5 protein-coding genes and 1 tRNA gene are annotated in these 17,200 nt (G+C 41.1%); 2 read left to right on the top strand and 4 right to left on the bottom strand.

What is annotated here, in order from left to right:
- Positions 1 to 1,807: 1,807 nt before the first annotated feature.
- The gene (gene gabD / locus C3B55_RS00655) at positions 1,808 to 3,256 is read right to left on the bottom strand and encodes an NADP-dependent succinate-semialdehyde dehydrogenase (protein ID WP_129210556.1); all 1,449 of its coding nucleotides are present in this window, start codon (positions 3,254 to 3,256) and stop codon (positions 1,808 to 1,810) included.
- 379 nt (positions 3,257 to 3,635) lie between these two features.
- Between gabD and C3B55_RS00650 the strand changes: the two genes are divergently transcribed.
- Positions 3,636 to 3,712 (top strand) — tRNA-Arg (locus tag C3B55_RS00650).
- A gap of 3,122 nt (positions 3,713 to 6,834) precedes the next feature.
- Here C3B55_RS00650 and C3B55_RS00645 read toward each other — a convergent pair.
- From C3B55_RS00645 to C3B55_RS00635, 3 genes are all read right to left on the bottom strand, one after another.
- Positions 6,835 to 8,127: an HlyD family type I secretion periplasmic adaptor subunit gene (locus tag C3B55_RS00645; RefSeq protein ID WP_129210553.1), complete on the bottom strand. Its 1,293-nt coding sequence runs from the start codon at positions 8,125 to 8,127 to the stop codon at positions 6,835 to 6,837.
- Positions 8,128 to 8,188: 61 nt separating this feature from the next.
- Positions 8,189 to 10,345: a type I secretion system permease/ATPase gene (locus C3B55_RS00640; protein WP_129210551.1), complete on the bottom strand. Its 2,157-nt coding sequence runs from the start codon at positions 10,343 to 10,345 to the stop codon at positions 8,189 to 8,191.
- Positions 10,346 to 10,390: 45 nt separating this feature from the next.
- Positions 10,391 to 11,752 carry a TolC family outer membrane protein gene (locus tag C3B55_RS00635; protein ID WP_129210549.1) on the bottom strand — a complete coding sequence of 454 codons (1,362 nt, stop codon included), beginning with the start codon at positions 11,750 to 11,752 and terminating at the stop codon, positions 10,391 to 10,393.
- 341 nt (positions 11,753 to 12,093) lie between these two features.
- Here C3B55_RS00635 and C3B55_RS00630 point away from each other — a divergent pair, with 341 nt between their 5' ends.
- Positions 12,094 to 15,609 (top strand): retention module-containing protein, encoded by a 3,516-nt coding sequence (locus C3B55_RS00630; RefSeq protein WP_129210546.1) that lies wholly within the window; start codon positions 12,094 to 12,096, stop codon positions 15,607 to 15,609.
- Positions 15,610 to 17,200: the final 1,591 nt, after the last annotated feature.

Raw genomic sequence — 17,200 nt, 5'->3', positions numbered from 1 at the left:
AATATCTTTCCTGACAATAACCTAATATTGCCATGTATACAGATAAGCCTAGGCTTCTCAGCGCGCTACAACCATAAACAAGCTGCACAGCAGATACATTCTAAAGACATTGCCTGAAGAATATCTATGTGCTAATATATGGGTTTCGTATTCTAAAACTTTAATCAGATATTCCACTATAGTACCACGCTACCAAAATAATATAGAAGCTACTTAATAGTCAATAAGAGTCTTATTCAAGTTGGTTTTTAGGTAGTAAGTAATTATACGTACAGATCACTAATGCATTGACTAATAAAACTAGAGATAATCTTGTTTGACGAACATACTTCAACTATCGACCCAGAAGTAGCTAGAGCAGTACTGACGATAATTAGTAGCCCAAGCCAACGAAAACAACATTATAATTTGTAGTGGCTAATAAAATAAGCATCGCCATGGATGCAGCTAACGGATAAACTTCTGCAATAAAGACGTAATCGTAAGACATAATAAAACTCAAAGGCCAGCTGCAAAACAAGCATTGTTGCAACATTTTTTCGTGCACTAAGATATGTAGTAAAATAAAATTTGTCAAAGTATCCAAAAATCATTGCCATGTTTTCCGTGGTTTAGCGATTAGATACTGGTATTTTATAATCTTATCAAGTATGTAAAATTATTATGCTAATTACCCAGCTATGCTCTTACTAATACATCAATACTAGCGAGGCTGGCGCTAGTGATAGGCACCTATCATATTATTAAATATAACTACTATTGGGTAATGCCAGTCCCAATTTCTAGAGACGCTGTTTACTCTCTACCGAAACAGTGGTTTTCTGCAAATCAACACTCCAAAACATAGTGAAATGCAAAATTTTGAGATGTTTAATATCCGCTAAGTCGAACACCGCTAAATCAGACATGCATTGTAGTGCATAGTATCAATACTATACAGCTTCCAGGTATTTTCTAAGCTGCCACAGGCCTATTTATTACTTAAAATCTAAGGCCTGTAAGTTAGCACGCTAGATTAGCGTATATACTATAGTGTATTATATAGGGTAATACTGGTCGTTAGTTGTAAACTTTATCACAATCGCAGCATGCAGTTGCTGGCACAGCAGTACTAGCTGCAAGTACAGCTACAACGATTAAGGCTCTTACATAGGGCAAGCAATAACTTAATTACACAGTCAAACAATAACTAACTGACTAGCACTACCTAGTGCTGCAATACGATGACCATGAAAGATTAGCAATATTTAACATCAAAACCAAGCACTACGTCAAAATATTGCTTCATATCCAGCACTATCGCACTAATCAATCGTGTATCTATATCATCTCAGTAATTGATGATCACTATTAGATCGCCTAGATAAATAAAGTTTACCTGACGATTAGCTAAAGCATCGTTGATCATATAGCCTGCGCCATTAAAGTAAATCTACTAGACCTTAACCCACTGTGCTCAGCAAATGATTTTTTAATAATCTGCTATATATAGCAGATTTGTTATCTGTATAGCTATTTTATAGTTACTACTAGTACTCAAATCTGCATAGCGCTGTATGAAGAATGTAAACGTGACGTAAAAAACTATTTTTACCCTGCATTTGATTAATGATAATGATAAATATATTACGTGGCTCTACATCATTTTTTAATGATTTAATTAATGCACAGCAATGGCTGTGCCAACACTGTATGTTTTGTTAAAACAGAACATACCGGACCCAGGTATCATGCTTGACGCTGGATACAGTAAGTACTTTGAAGGTCAGCACTTTTATGCTCTATGCATTTATTATGTCATCTCTATCTAGGTAAAGACATTTAAGCAAAGATATTTAATTTCTAAGTATTCCTCAATCCCGTATTTAGACCCTTCACGGCCTAGGCCTGAGGCTTTAATCCCTCCAAACGGTACCGTCTCATTAGAGATTAACCCAGTATTAATACCAACCATACCGTATTCCAGTGCTTCAGCTACACGAAATATACGATCTAAATTACAAGTATATAAGTAGGAGGCTAAACCAAACTCAGTATCGTTAGACATAGAGATGACTTCGGCTTCATCTTTAAAGCGGAACAGTGGCGCCACTGGACCGAAGGTTTCTTCCTTGGCAAAAATAGCGTCTTTCGGCACATCAACCAAAATAGTTGGTTCAAAAAAATTGTCTTTTATTACTTTACCGCCGGCCAGCAGCTTAGCGCCTTTGCTCACTGCATCCATGATGTGCTCTTGAACTTTGGCTATAGCGTTTTTATCGATCAGCGGACCAATGGTAGTGCTATCTTCTAAGCCATTGCCAATCTTCAGTTTACTTACAGCCACTTTGAGTTTTTCAGCGAACGCGTCATATACCGAGTTCTGAATGTACAAGCGGTTAGCAGCGATGCAAGTCTGACCATTATTACGGTACCTGGAAGTGATCGCACCCTTAACAGCGTTATCCAGGTTAGCATCATCAAACACGATAAATGGCGCGTTACCGCCAAGCTCCAAGGATATACTCTTAATATCTTTAGTGCATTTAGCCATTAATTGGCGACCGATTTCGATGGAACCAGTAAAAGATAACTTACGCACAATAGGGTTGCTAGTTAACTCGCTACCGATGTCTTCAGCACTGCCGGCGATAACACTAAATACGCCTTTTGGAATACCGGCACGCTGGGCTAGCTCAGCCATGGCAAACGCTGAAAATGGAGTTTGTAAAGCAGGCTTTAGTACCATAGTGCAACCAGCAGCCAAAGCTGGACCAGCTTTGCGAGTAATCATCGCAGCTGGGAAGTTCCAAGGTGTTATAGCTGCAGTAACACCGATAGGTTGTTTGATTACAAAAAAGCGTTTATCTAGCTGATGACTCGGAATAATGTCACCATAAATACGTTTAGCTTCTTCAGCAAACCACTCAATAAAAGACGCAGCGTAGATAACTTCGCTTTTAGCTTCAGCAAGTGGCTTGCCTTGCTCCAATGTAATTAGAAGAGCAAGGTCATCCTGATTCTCGATAATTAACTCAAACCAGCAACGTAGTTTGTTGGCACGGTCTTTAGCAGTTAGTATACGCCAGGTCGGTAAAGCTCGATTGGCGGCCTCAATAGCTCGACGGGTTTCCGCAACGCCCATTTTTGGCACGATGCCTAGAATTTCTCCTGTGGCAGGGTTGTTAACCTTAATAGTTTGACCATTATCTGCATCAACCCAAGCGCCATCAATAAAAGCTTGCTGACGAAATAACTTAGTGTCTTTGAGGTGCATTTCGGCTTTCCTTAACAGCACCGCGCGCGAACTGAGCAAAAACTTAGAGTTGTTGAAGGATAGTTCTTGTCAACCATTATCAGATAAACCAGCTGAGCATACTGGATTAAGTAAAAATTGCGCATAATAAATATATAGAACCCTAAAGTTAAAACAAATAATAGAATTAATGGAAAGACATATATAACTTGTTTAGAGCAAGAATGAAACGGCATATTTGTCAGGTCTTTCTCGTCAGCGTATTTCCAGCTAGATTTTGGCATATCGATCACTGGTTTATCCATACAAGGTCTTGTATGGATAAACCATACCCTCTAAACTACGAAAATTCGCATAGACGCCCAAGCATAAACATGGGTATGATTTTTTATTTGCACTAGCATCCGTAGCTCAGCTGGATAGAGTACTGCTCTCCGAAGGCAGTGGTCGTGGGTTCAAATCCCTCCGGGTGCACCAGATACAGACGCAAGAGCCATAGGCCATAATGGCCTATAGCTTGTCCTGTAACTACGACTTATTTTGCTTCTACAACTCTTTAAATAACACTAATAAGCTTTCCTTGGGATGGCGCTCATGCAACAGGCCGAAGCCTTAATCCATTGCTTCGGCTTGTCTAAGATAAAATCAGACGCGCACTTACAACACCAATAATAAAATGCGCTGCATTGGTAAAAATGTTGATTACCTGCTTAACTTGCACCAAAACTAAAATACTTATAAAGCCACTACCGTTATTTATTGCACTCCTCGCTGACAATAGAAAGCATAAATACGCACTTAGTTTGTTGCGCTCACAATACTGATTCACAGCAATACATCCACAACAAGGATATCTTATAACTGAACTAGGTGCTATAGCCTAAATCTAAATATCGTTAACGGTATCATGTTTAAAGGATCAGATTTTTTCTTTCAGCGCAATCAATAACACGTAGTAGGTAGTGGAATATACTAACAGTTATGAAACCTGTGAAACATTATTGTCACTACTTAAACTTACAGCGACTCATTGATAGAGATACATACAGTAGTACTAGAATCAATCTGGGCTACGCCTGCTTATAAAGCATAATAATTTAGTAGCTGCTGCATTTATACTACAGCTAGGCTTGCTAATACTTAAGCGATTACTGTCTGCTATTGCAATACTATCGATCACACTGCCGTCAAGTTATGTATGGTTCAGTATCAATCCAGTAGTCGCCTTTATAGCTTAATAAGCTAGGCAACTTTGATACACTAAGCACTTGGAGCTGATTTTACTTTTGCTTAATTCTAAGCGAGCTGCTGTTAGTTTAAAATTAAACGTATAACTTACGCTATCGCTAATATCAGTATGTTTAGACTTGTAGTTATCTAGTGAATATAATATAGGTTTTATAACGTAATATCGCAGTGTGTTGTGGTTCAAATCTGATCTATACTAACGTGTGCATATTGAGATAGGGGTCAATACTATCTCGCTAACCAACTTAAAGTTTGACCTGTTTGCTTAAAGTCGACACTTTTATCTGCTTACTACTTATATTCAGTATTGCCTTTCAGGTTGTATACCATTGCCTTTTTCCTTGCCAGTGCTTGTATTTATATTGACAAAGACAAAAAGAGGATCTGCCTAGAACCAAACCACCAGACACTACAGGCAAACAATTTAAGCCTGAAGCCTACTACGCACTATCGTCACGACTATTCTTGTTATTGAATTTCAATAATATTGACAAGCAAGCTTACTATTAACTAAACTCGTATAGTCATAAAAATACTTAATATATACTATAATAATGCGTTTGTTTACTAAACATAGCTGTCTTAACTTGAAACTTATAAGTAAAATACTGCGTGTTATTCGTTTATTGCTACACTTAGATTTAAATAATTTATAATATTTACTATTAAATTACCTCTAGTTTTTTAATTAGTATATCTGTACCACCTTTAGTGGCACGGCCAACTCTGCTAGCATCGCGTTAGACTGACATCATCAGGTCGATATCAGTAATCAGTGTGCTGTTCATCCCCTAGGGGTTCTTTGTCTAAGCTCCTAAATATACTGAGAAGTAATAATGTTTTACGTCTAAACTAATATCAATGGATCAAGCCCTAGACTTTGGTTAGTCTTCATTACCGACAGAATAAGCATAGGCTTGGTGCTAACGTAGCTACTAAAAAATACTTGTACGTTAAAACGTTAGTTAACGTAGGTTGATAATTGTTTGCTAAATCAGCCACTGCCCATAACAGCTGTCGCCAGTACGCTACTATGTATAAACCATATCGAAACTAGGCTTAGATAGCCTATAATTTAAACCAAACCAACTAATCCAAGAAATAATTAGGTATTAACTTGAAGACAAACTAGTCGCTTAGCAGATCACTGCGCGCCAGTTTAATCGCATCGCTGGCTCAAAGCCAGCGATGTTAAGTATGAGCTAGTTAGTGCTGACGTTTTGCTGTCACTCAAACTTGTCACAGCCTGTTATCCAAATTTTGTGTATTTAAGCTGATAGGCTACAGTGCTGTCAATCACATTAACCTTGGCGTTATTAGCTTTAGTCTATAACGTTAATGTGTTGGTTTAGAGTGTTCTATTGTAGCTGCTAGGCTAATTGTAGAGCAAGCTAAGGCCACTAAGCGCAGCAATGTTTGCCACTTGCCAAACTGTCGTTAGTAGCTTAATCAGAAACTATAGCGCCATAATTAATAAGACACTAAATGGTCGCTATCATTACTAGTAGTGGAATCGCTAACATAACCGATAAATGCCAGGGTAGAGCAAGTACTATTAAATAAAATACAATAATTTTATCGGTTGCGGCATGCCGGAGTACATCAATTTAGCAGATACTGACACAGTCGCTAGTTTTAGTGACTTTTAATCACCATAAAAATCCCTCACTAAAAGTTCAGGCGTTTACTCTAATAAGACTCAATGATAATTTTTATCTACGATACGCTAGCATTTACCTTAGTGAAATTACCAATAGCGCTACCAGGTTTAACCAAAGCAGCTTACATAGATAAGCTAGCACAAGAATTCCTAAATAGCCTCTAAGCAATTTGCCGTGCAAAACTAACTTAGTTTGGTTTAGCCTGTATATATTATGCTAAAGTTTTGTCACCTAGAAAAAATTATACCATAGATGTTGGTCTGTGCCGTAAATTCACAAACTATTTTATCCACTACCTTTGAAAATACACAGCGTGCAGCACACCGCAGTATCGTCTCAAGGCGATCTATTGCTCTGGGTAATACGCAGATAGTGGAAAACTATGATGTATTGGTTTAAGTTAGATGTATAAAAAGTTTTTTTGGACTAGGAAAGCCAAATTCTAGCAAATGATCTAGGCATAGATACTACTAACTAGTAGCTAGCAAACCTCAGAGGATTAAGCAATAGAAATTGCCTTCGTAACAATAATAAAGATAGAATAAATAAGGATACCCAATAGTTAAGCAAAGGAATAAATATATAAGAACAGCAACTTAAATTTTATTACGAATATACTATATGTAGTATGTTGCGATATACATAAGAAAATGTGGTAATATCCATGGTTTTATCGTAAATAATCAATATTTACCGCTCATGCAAGGCTTCGGCTCGCGCTTTAATTATTGGCTTTAGCAAATAACTCAAGATACTTTTCTTTCCAGTAATTATATCCACCGATGCTACCATACCTGGAATTATTAGTAACGGATTGTCATCGGTACCTAAATGACTGCGATCAGTACGCAAGGTAATCATATAGTAGGTGGTTTTTTTATCTTCATCGGTCATTGTATCAGCACTGATACGCTCTAGCTTTGCCTGCAAACCTCCATATATAGTATAGTCATAGGCAGTGAATTTGACGATTGCTTCTTGTCCAGGGTGCAGGAAGGCAATATCTTTTGGGCGGATTCTCGCTTCTACAAGCAAGGTGTCATTGAGCGGCACAATTTCGACTATATCGCTGCCAGGCTGTATCACGCCACCGACGGTATTAACCAGTAACTGCTTCACGATGCCGCGCACTGGCGAGATAACCAGCGTACGACTAACTCGGTCTTCCAAGGCGCGAATGGTAGCCTCAGCTTTACTTAGCTCAGTACGGGCTTCGTTGAGTTGAATGAGGGCATCGCTGCGAAATTTACCACGGGTTTCATCAATCTTACGCTGAACTTCTTTAATTGCCGACTCGGCGCGTGGAATAGCTAGAGTAGTGGCGTCCAGCTGGCCACGGGTTTCCATTTCGGCTCGTTTAAGACGCAATACTTCCACTGGAGACACTGCACCTTGGGATACTAAAGGTGCAGACATGTTTAACTCCTGACGCTGCAAGGACAGCTGGTTGCGATACTGGCCTTGCTTGGAGGTAAATTCACGCAGTTCCTGTTGGCGTTGCACTAATTGCTCTTTTAAGCCACCGACTTCATCTCTCAACTGTTGGCGACGGCTTTCATACAAGGAGCGCTCGTTAGCAGCCTGGTTTGGTGCAGCCTGAAGCACATCATCATGGATATTCAATGGGCGATCATCCACTTGTGCACTTAGACGCTCGACGCGTAATTGCATGGCCAAGCGCAAGGCTTCAATTTCACCAGCATTGGAAACGAAACGCGTATCGTCGAGGCGAATCAATGGCGCACCGGCTTCAACAATCTGTCCTTCCTTAACATATAACTCAGCAATGATCCCACCTTCCAAGTTCTGGACTTTCTGCAGTTTAGATGATGGAATCGCCTTGCCGTCGCCACAGGTAACTTCATCAGTGCTAGACAAACCTGCCCAAGTTACCAAGAACACAAAGAACGCAATAATGGCCCAAATAGTCAGGCGTATAACCCGTGGCGCATCCTCGATTAATGTTTTGTTAATCTCAGACATGGGCTGACCATGCAAATAGTTATTACTTTTGAAGTAGCGACTAACTGCGTTTTTAATGAAGTCAGGCCACACTAATTTGTCCTTTTTTTAAAGCTTCCATAACTACATCTTTTGGACCATCAGCCAGGATTTGCTTACGGTCAACTACCAATAATCGGTCGACTAGCGAAAGCAGCGAAGCACGATGTGTAACTAAAAATATAGTTTTACTTTGCACTACAGCCTGCAAGCGTTGCTTTAAACGTTCCTCGCTAGTATTGTCCATAGCGCTAGTGGGTTCATCTAGTAGCAAGATAGGCGGATTGAGCAATAGGGCGCGCGCCAAAGCGACATTTTGGCGTTGACCACCAGACAAGTTCTGCCCACGCTCACCGACTTGCAGCTCATAGCCTTGGGGGTGCAATCGGGCAAATTCATGTACACCTGCTAATTCAGCAGCTTGCAAGACTATTTCATCTTCTACATAACGCGCACCAGAGACGAGATTATCGCGCAAGGTACCAGCTAACAGCTGAATGTCTTGAGCTACGTAACCGATATTGTGGCGTAGTTCACTCACATCGATCTGACGCACATCTACACCATCTAATAACAAAGTGCCAGAATCTGGCTGGTACAGACCGACAATTAGCTTAGCAAGAGAGCTTTTACCTGAACCACTACGACCGATGATGCCAATTTTTTCACCAGGCTTAATTACTAGGTTAATATTTTTTAGCGCGGCATTTTGTTGGTTCGGATAGGTAAAGTTTAGACCATGGCATTCAATAGCGCCTTTTAGTATGCGACGGCTCATGGGATGCTCTTCTAAATTGCGCTCTTGTGGCAGATCCATCATTTGATCTACCGAGATCATAGTGACCTTAGCTTGCTGGTAACGGGTCAATAGACCAGACAACGCAGCTAGCGGGCTAAGGGCACGGCTACTAAGCATATAGCAAGCTATCAGGCCACCAATACTAAGGTTACCGTCAATGATCTGGTACACACCAATCACAATCATGATCACGCCTGCCAGTTGCTGAATGAGTATGGTTATATTCATAGATAGGCCTGACAGCAACTTCACGCGTAACTCAAGCCGGCTCAAGGTACCGATGTTCTGTTCCCATCCATACTGGCGATCGCTTTCGGCATTGTTAACCTTCACCATATCCAATCCAGCAAGAGTTTCGATTAAACTTGACTGGCGCTCAGCGGCTAGCGCTATAGTACGTTTTACGGTTGATACCAAAGGCTTTTGCAGTACATAGCTAACACCCAAAGCTAAAGGAAATGCTAGCACTGAAATCCAAACTAAATGTCCACCGAAGCTTGCGATCACTAGAAAAATCATAAGAGTAAACGGCAGGTCGATCAGGCTAGCAAGAGTCAACGATGCGAGAAAATCTCGAAGATTTTGAAAGTCGTGAATATTCTGTGCAAAACTGCCAACCCTTGCTGGACGGTACTTCATGGACATGCCAACAATACGCTCAAACAAAGTAGCCGAAATGATTAGGTCTGTTTTCTTGCCAGCCAAGTCCAAGCAAAGGCTACGCAAAATTTTGAGGATCAGGTCAAACAAATATGCACCGCAGATACCTACGGCCAGCACCCACAGGGTGGCGGTAGCTTGATTCGGCACCACACGATCATAAACGTTCATCACAAACAGAGGTGCTGCCATAGCGATGATGTTAATCAGGAAGCTTGCGGCAATAGCGTCAGTATAGAGCCAGCGAGAAAGCTTAATGGTATCACAAAACCACGAATGCACACGAGGAATTAAAGTTTCACGGTTAACGTTAAATTTGTGCTGCGGCTGGGCAAAGAAAACCTTGCCAATGTAATCTGCAGTCAATAATTCACGTTTAATCAATACTTCACCGCCATCGCTTTCGCTAAGCAGAATACATGCTTCGTCTTTGCCTTGCCAAGCTACAAGTACAGCACTACGACCATCCTTAAGCAACAGCAAAGCCGGTAGCGCAATCGTCGGGATCTGCTCTAGTTTACGCCACAACACACGGCCTTGCAGGCCAGCGCGTGCAGCTGCACGCGGCAGTAAGTCAGCACTTAGCCGCTGTGATGGCAGCGGCAAGCCAGTGGTAAGCATGGTTGCACTAACTGGCTTTTGGTGCAGAGCACAAAGTGTTAATAAGCTGTCAAGCAAAGGGTCGTCGTGCAACGTGCGTGGATCATGACTGAGCTGAACTCGACTGATTGTAGATTCCACGCGGTGCATTCTCGACTAAACAAATAGGGCTATTGAGCTGGTAATTTAATTCATCCCAGGCAGTTGAACTTTAGGCTTGATATAGTTCTGTACAACAGACGCTATCGGCGCGACTACTCCCTGGCTTTTGAGTAACTCGCCCATGGTCGCCTTAATTCGATATTGACTAAATAGCTGAATGTTTTTGATCTCTTCCAGACGACGGGAAGCAGTAAATAATTCATTCTCGCTATCAAGTAAATCAAGTAAGGTACGCTGGCTCAAGCTAAACTGCTGCCGGTATGAGGTACGCACGCGGGTACTGTGGTCCACGTATTGCTGAGCTACCGGCAACTGTGCATTAGCGTTATTCAAGGCGTTCCAGGCTAAGCAAAGCTCTTCATTTAGTTGACGCAAAGCGTTGTTACGGATATCCAGTGCCTGGTTTACTAAGTATGACTTTGATTGCAAGTCAGCCTTATTGCTGCCACCAGCAAACAGGTTAAAGCGCATGCGTATTATGGCTTTCCAGCCGCTGCTGTGGCTAGCATCACCAGCAACGTTATTGTCGGCATTAGTACTAAATTCAGCATCAAAACGCGGGTACAAGGGAGATTTAGCAGCTTCATACTGGCTCTCGGCGGCAGAAATATCGGACTCGGCTGAACGTAGGACAGGGCTGTTATCAAGCATTTGGCTACGCGCTTCATTCAAATTTGCTGGTAGCGTAGATATAAAGGATGCTGGACGTTCTAGCTGGTTGGGCATCTGGCCAACAGCGCTTAGGTAGTTAACTTGAGAGTCAGCTAGATTTGTCTGCTCCGTAAGCAGGTTATTACGGACCTGGGCTAGTCGTGCCTCAGCTTGATCCTGGTCAGCACCATTTCCGACACCACTCTGTGTACGTAATTTAATCTGATCATATATACGCTCATGGTTACGCAGGTTTTCTTCCGCCAGACGTACAAATTCACGACGGGTCAGCACATCTAGGTAGACCCGAGCAACGGTTAAACCGGTGCGCTCGGTAGTGCTGAGTAAAGAATAAGCACGGGAATTAACTTCAGCTTGTTGCCGTCCAACTTCGTTAGACGTGGCGAAGCCGTCAAAAATCATCTGCTGCAAGCGCAGGCTAGACTCTTGGCGATTGAGCGTATCCCAGTGGTTGCCGTTTAGGCTATTATTAGAGCGAGTAGTGGAGTTATCAGCACCTTCACGGCCATAACTAGCGTTAATGTCGACATGCGGCAGGTAACCACCTTGGGCTGCGCGCAATTGGTAATCAGCGGCAAGACGACTATTTACACCAGCTTGAATTTCCGGGCGCACATCTAACGCCTGTTGCATCGCAAGGGGCAATGTTTGGGCTTGTGCAAAACTAACTGTAAGTACAACAAATGGTATCGCTTTAAACAGATGCAGATACATTTAAAATTCCCCAGGATTTCTTGTCTCAAATCACAGCGATTGACATCGCTGATGCCAGATATTATACCTACGACAATAATCGTAGATTGGATAGTTTAAAAAACTAAACACGTTCTACGCATATCAGTGTAATATTACTGAGTCAATTGTTTACGATATCAACCATGATCACAATAGTGTGCATAAACTAAACTAGATGGCTCATAAATTAGCCTAATGATGATGTGGCCAGTAACCACATCATCAACAGTCTACATCATAGACTATTGTTTTGCTATAACCCAATCATGGGACAATAGCCACATGGAATTTACAGAAACAGATTGTTGGAGAAATCTTTAATGAGCAGTGTTGTTGCCATTGTAAAAAGCATTGTAGGTCAGGTTTTTATTATCTCTCCCGAGGGAACGCGTCGTATTCTTGTCGAAGGCGACCGCCTGTTCGCAGGCGATGAGATCTACACTGGAATATCTGGCGCTGCCAGCCTAGAACTATTTGATGGCCGCACACTAGATCTTGGCCATGAAACCCAATGGAGTGCCGACCTGCCGAACTCCAGCCGTAACCTAGCCACTACCGCCAAGCATGCGGCACCTTCTGCCTCAGAGCTGCAACAAGCTACCAGCTCAGGGATCGACCCAACTACCAACCTAGAAGCCGTTACACTAGACCCAGCCGTCATTAACGATAATGGTACTGCGGGCGGTGGTCATAGTGGCTTTGTAGTGCTAGACCCGACCGCCAGTCAAGTAGACCCGACGATCGGCTTCCAGACTAACCAACTGAACCAGAATACTTTAACGATAACCCAACTCACGGATACCCAGGGCTCTAGTGATACTAACGGCTCGACCCTGCTTCAGGCCTCGACCTTGACACTGGATGCAACACCGACCATTACCGAAGCCGGTGGCACGATTAACTACACGGCCACCCTAACCCATCCTTCTAGTAACAACTTAGATATTATCTTGTCCAATGGTGCAGTGATTACAATTAACGCTGGACAATTAAACAGCACTATAAGCATACCGCTAATGCTGTATGATAGCCCGTATATTGATCATAGTCAGATTAGTGCAAATATCAGCAGCATCACTGGTGGGAATAACCTAATGCTGACAGTCGACTCGAATCCGGCTATTACCCATATTACTAATACTATTGACACCACTACCGTAACGTTGACCGCTCCACCTGAGGTAAACGAAAACGATCAAATTACGTATACTGCCACTTTAAGCAACAAGGCCATCACTGACGTGATGTTGAAGCTTGACAATGGCTCAATAATAACTATCAAGGCTGGTGAAACTACTGGCACACTCACTATGCCAGCATCTAGTGATGACGTGTTTATCTATGAGCATACGCAGACAGTGAAGATTATAGACACCACTGGTGGCAACTTCGAAAAATTAGTAGTTGCTGGAAATGGCGTGACTACAAAGATCAATGACACCATTGATATGGTAAATATTATCTTAACCGCCACTAACAGTGTTAACGAAGGCGACACTATAGTGCACACCGCAACGCTAGCCGACAAGTCAGGAAATACAGTCACGAACCTAACCAACCCGCTTACTGTAACTTTAGATAATAGCCAAAGTATTACCATAGGCGTAAACCAGTCTAGCGGCACTGTTACCACAATAGCGCCTAATAACAGCCATAAAAGCAACCAGACCGTAACGACTGCAATTAAAAACGTAACCGGTGGGGAACATTTCGAGAACTTAGTGCCAATTACTACACCAGTAAACACCACGATCATCAGTAAACACAGTACTGCTGACACCACCATCGTAAAAATGCCACCGGTGATTGACCTGGATGCCAACAACACCAGCGGTGCCAAGGACGCTGACTATAAAACTATTTTTACTGAAGATGCTGCTGAGCATAGTGTTTCAATTGCGGATACTAATATCAAAATTACCGACCCAGACAGCACGATGCTAACCGGCGCAACGGTCATCTTGACTAATGCACAAACAGGTGACACGCTAAACGTAGCCAACAGTATAAGCGGCATTAGCAGCAGTACTGATAATCAAATAAACAAGATAACTCTAACATTTTCTGGTAGCTCAACACTAGCTGAGTACATGCAACAGATCCAGAACATAAAATTTACCAATAGCAGTCACGATCCAAGCACTATACAACGCTTAATTACTGTAAGCGTTACCGATGGCGACAGCTACTCTAATGTAGCCACCACTACTATTAACGTTATAGCAGTTAACGACTCACCAGTAACCACCGGTGGCGTCGTGATCGGCATCGAAGATACACCGCTGATATTTGCCTGGGACAACTTTAACGTAACCGACGTTGACTCACAACAAAGCAACCTTGGCGTAAAGATTATAGATCTACCGATGGCTGGCAAGCTACAGTACCTAGCTGCACATGACGACACATGGACCATGGTAACCGCTGGTCAGACTTTCACCAAAGCTCAGATTGATGATGGTCAAGTGCGCTTCATGCCTGGTGTAAATGAATCTGGCATTGATAGTTATGGCGGCATTGGTGTTGGCAACAGACAGGCCGATTATGCACGGTTCAAGTTTCAGCCTACAGACAGCATGAAGCTTGGCAATAGCTCGACAATAACAATTGATATCACGCCAATAGCCGACGCACCTGCTATCAATGTAACCAACAATCATACCAACTCTGAAGGCTTAATCAAACAAAGCTGGCATCACATTGCACGGCTGCGTACCAATACGCCAGCTAATCTGAAAAAAGACATTGATAATGCCAGTGCCCCGAACAGCACCATGATCATTAGTAATGTTGAGTCTAATGCTAATATAGCTCCTAGTACAGATACAAAGATCTCTGGCCTGATCTATATGGAAGCCGGTAAAGTGTATACTTTTAGCGGTATTGCCGATGACAGCCTAGTAATCAACATTGACGGTAAAGACGTAATTAGTGGGATACAGAGTGTGGATAACGGTGAATTTAAGGGTACCTTCACACCAACTAATAGCGGTTATTGCAGCCTTAATATATATTATACTAACCAGTCTGGCCCAGGTCACTATGATGTTAACATGTCGATTAACGGTAACCAAGTCCATGATCTGAGCACCAGCTACGCACCACTATACACCAATGTTACCAACCAGTCTAATGCTGGTGTGCATGCATCAGACCCACATAGCGAAAGCAACGTTAATGATCACTACATCGGTTACACACTCAATAAAGGCAGTGAAAACGACATCGTGCAGCTATCTAAAGTGACTGCTGAGCTAACTGATACTGATGGCTCAGAAACCTTAAGTGTGAAGATCAGCGGTGTACCGATCGATTCGGTACTTACCGACTCTGCCGGGCATAGCTTTACCGCAACTAAAGACTTAGATGAAGTCAACGTGACTGGTTGGGACCTGAGCGCCTTAATTGTGAAACTAGCGGCTAACTATGATGACCAGTTCAATCTAACAGTTAGCTCAACATCTACTGAAAACCCTATCAGGCCTGGCAACGATATCTTTATAGGCAGCTCTAGTGCGGACACCTTTATATGGAATGATGGTGACTACGGCAACGACATTATTAAAGAGTTTAACACATCAGATGGTGACTGTATTGATCTTCGTGATCTTTTGAAGGGCGAGACAGACAGTACTATTGACAATTACCTAAAAATTATTACGGTAGATGGTGTCTCAACCCTACAAATTAGTAGTGAAGGTAAGCTCAACGCTAGTGACAGCATAGCTAATGACGATGTAACGATTAAGCTAGAAGGTAATGATTGGTCTCACACCAGTATTAACTCGTTGATTAGCGGTGCTGATCCAACTATCAAGATCGATCACACCGCTTAAGCGTTAGTTTATTGGTATCATGAATAGATAGTAGATTATTTATAAGATAAATAACTATGGATCATAGCGCATGAAATGTATCGCATGGCTTAAGGTAAAAAATTACACAACATAATTTACGCTTGGTAACGACGATTGATATCGCGAAAGTCATGCTGAATCGCAGAGCATACCAAGCAGCCTTTACCGAACCAACAAACCTACACCAAGGTAATCACCTTGGTGTAGGTTTGTTGGTTAACAACATAACAGAAATTATTCTGTTATAACTTAATTAAATTAGTATGCAGATGTTATCATAGCACCTGAAAATTGAATTCAGCTAATACACTACTGACGCAGTATATACATCATTAGTGTCATAAGCTTTCACTTATAATTTTGCTTTTGAGGAGCTAACGCTAATGGTTCATTATTATAAGTAAGAAGCAATTCAAACTATTAATAACAGCGTTTATTATGGTTAGATGTATCTCCTTAAATAGTTATTTAAGGAGATACATCTAACTAAAAATAACTTCTCATTAAAAAGTTAAGCTTAAAATATTTTATATATGTAATAAAATTACGGTATTAATGACTTTATTGCTTTTGTTGGTATTTTGTAGGCATATAAGTCTTCTGCGTCGCATAAGCACTTTTTCCTTGACTCAATCATTATGATTGTTAGACTGCTTATAATAGTTATTCACTAATTAAGACATAAGTAATTTGCAATTTATCAATAAAGATATAACCTAAGTAACGTAGACTAAATAATTAACAATTACTTCAATCATCTTAGGAAAATGAACATTATCCAGCATATTCTAACCTGATTTGCCATACGTCACGATTGCAAAATATTGCACTACCTATATGCCTCAATAGCAGATTGTCTTATAGTATTGCGTATCACAATGTATTATCAAGAGTAAGCTAAGCTTAGCCTAGCCTAGCCTAGATTAGCGTAAAACATAATATTTAGTTAAAAGTCATTAAACTTCATGCGCTCTAATCTTGAGCGGCAAACTTATTAAAATATTTAATCTGATTATTGTCTCTTTTCCATATAGGAAATACTTTATATAGCAGCGCTACACGTATTTATAGTTTAGCGCCGTGTGATAGATCAGCGAAGCACACCAAGCCAAACTACTGTTTATTAAAAGATTTTGTCACTATTTCGTGTGATCAATCATAGTGATTAGACATACAGCATCAATTTACGCAGTAATACTTGCCTGAGCAAGTAACCATAGTAATGATTATACGCTTACTCTTCCTGGAGATTATATAATTTTTGCTATAGGTCTATTTTGCAACTAGATAGTAACAATATACATTTTAAGCAAACTAGCTGACTAGCTGACTAGCTTTTCAGCTTTATCTACCATATCCTACAGATATTGTTATGTAAATGCTAGAAATTATGCTATACAGTCAGCATTAAAGATGCTGCGTAAGTAAAAAATTTTTACTATAACTTTCATGCATTGGATAGATTTTACACGAACTGAAGATGCTTGAGTTACTTCCAAATAGTATTAATTCTAATACCAAAGATATTTTCAGTGTTACTTTATTGTAAGTAATATATGGTATATTGTAT

The organism is Candidatus Pseudomonas adelgestsugas (assembly GCF_004124255.1).
Classification (GTDB): domain Bacteria; phylum Pseudomonadota; class Gammaproteobacteria; order Pseudomonadales; family Pseudomonadaceae; genus Aquipseudomonas; species Aquipseudomonas adelgestsugas.
The sequence above is the reverse complement of the archived record's forward strand: the minus strand, read 5'-3'. Positions and strand labels throughout refer to the sequence as shown.